The sequence below is a fragment of the Streptomyces shenzhenensis genome (genome assembly GCF_021462265.1).
Taxonomy (GTDB): domain Bacteria; phylum Actinomycetota; class Actinomycetes; order Streptomycetales; family Streptomycetaceae; genus Streptomyces; species Streptomyces shenzhenensis.
Window position 1 is genome coordinate 1 of record NZ_JAJONF010000134.1, and the last position, 1,921, is coordinate 1,921.

2 pseudogenes are annotated in these 1,921 nt (G+C 66.1%); both read right to left on the reverse strand.

What is annotated here, in order from left to right:
• Positions 1–212 precede the first annotated feature (212 nt).
• Positions 213–705: pseudogene (locus LQ326_RS47030) on the reverse strand (nucleotidyltransferase domain-containing protein).
• A 95-nt stretch (positions 706–800) separates the two neighbouring features.
• Positions 801–1,781, reverse strand: a pseudogene (locus tag LQ326_RS47035) (transposase); the annotation flags it as partial.
• Positions 1,782–1,921 lie beyond the last annotated feature (140 nt).

Below are 1,921 nucleotides of genomic sequence, written 5' to 3' on the forward strand. Positions count from 1 at the left end.
GGGTGGGCCGCTGTCGTGAGGTGAGAGATTGAGGGGTGGGAACGCTGTCGTGGGGCTTTATCGCAGCGCAGCTGAAGTTGTCTCAGTTTGGAGAGTTCTCAGCCGTGGCTATGTTGATGACAAGCAGCAGCGCATGCCGATGAGTTCTGACATCAGTTCGTGCTTCGTGAACGCGAGCATGTCGGTGATTTTTGACACCGCTTGGAAGCGGATCAAAAGTGCGTGGCGATCCCGAAGGTGCGGTGAAGTTCTGCCATATCGTGCCGATCTCGTTCCGTTGGTTCGTATCCCTGGTGGAAGTAGACCTGCTGCTCGGCGGACAAGCATGGGACAGACGTCCGCTGGATGATTCCCGTCACGAGGCAGGAGGAGGGATAGGCAGAAGGGACGTTGCGGTTCGAGTGACGCCTGCACTGCTGAGCCGTCATCGCTGAAGACCAGCGGATGAAGGTCGATCTCCCGTCCGTCCGGGGCCGTCACGACGAATCGGATAAGCCTCCAGTTCAGGCTCTCCACGAAACCTGCCGCGGAGAGAGCCGCCAGCACGACGCCTTCCTGGTCTTGCCGGTGCATCAGGCCCAGGTCGCGATGGTCTCGGGTCTGCTCGCCGATCAGAGCGTCGGTTCCCCATCCCGCATCGACCCAGACGTCGGCCTCGGCTCGCTGCAGCAAGGTCAGGACGAACAACACGTCATCAGCTGTCATCACGCGGCGCAGGCTAGAAGTCTCGGCGTCGGGCAGCAAAATGCCTGCCGGCAACGGTCCACGTCGTCCAGGGTGGCGCCGGTCTTGGAGGATCACAACCACACCGGCGGAGCATCCCGGTTCTTCGATAGATGCTCGACCTTCGACCGCATCAACGTGCCCTCGGCCAAGAAAAGTTCATCATCGTGGTCGAGCCGGGACGAGCGGTGGGTGAGCCGGGGGTGGACCCGGTCCCACGCCTGGGTCTCGGCCTTGCCGTAGTTGGTGGTGTCGGTGGCCGTGGTGATCGTGGGCTCGGGCCAGGTCTCTGGTTCGGCGGAGCGGAATTCCGGGCCGTGCGGGGGAGGCCGGCCGTTGACGCCGTGCGTCCCGGGTGGTTTCGGCAGACGCATGACGCGATCGGAGCGGACCCTGCCGGCCAACTCGGCCGGCAGGTCGTGCGGGACCCGGGCCAGTCGGGTCACGTCGTAGCCTGCGTCGCTGACGATCACGATGTCCGGGTTCCCGGTCTGCCACCGGCCCTCGGTGATGAGCCGCTCGACGACACCCCGCAGCTGGGCGGCGGTGATCGCGGTCGCGTCGTTGGCCGGGCCGAGCCGCACCGTGTCCAGGACCGCGGTCCACGAAGTGGCGCCCGGCTCCAGCACGGCCACAGAGGAGTAGGGCTGGCCCGGGATGAACTGCGACGCCGTCTTCGCGCGACCATGAACGTGGCAGAACAGCCGGTCCGCCGAGCACGGCGCGTCCGAACGCAGCCACGGCGACACGTCGACCGCCAGGACCAGGCGCCCGCCGTCGATACGCGGCAGCGACAGCCCGGCCGGCAGGGTGCGCAGCCGGCCGATGTTGATCCGGCCGTGGTTCAGGTCGCCGTACATCGCTCCGTGCCCGCGACGATGCTCGGGCAGCAGCGTCAGATCCACCGGGGACCTCACCGCCCCCTCCGCGCACAGCACCGCGTCCACCAGCTCGGACAGCTCATCGCGCCGAGCGGTCAGACACTCGTAGAACTCGCCCCTGAAGCGTGACGTTTCCGCGAACGCCTCCCTCCGCACGGCATCAGGCAGCAGCCTCACCCTCACGGCATTCGTCTTGGTCACGTGCGCTTTGGCCGGAGCACGGGATCAGTCGAAGGCCGCCCTCATGTCCGGTAAATCCCCAGGTGGGCGACCCAGTTCGAGGCGTCGTTCGAGGCCGGAAGGGAAAGAACAAGCTG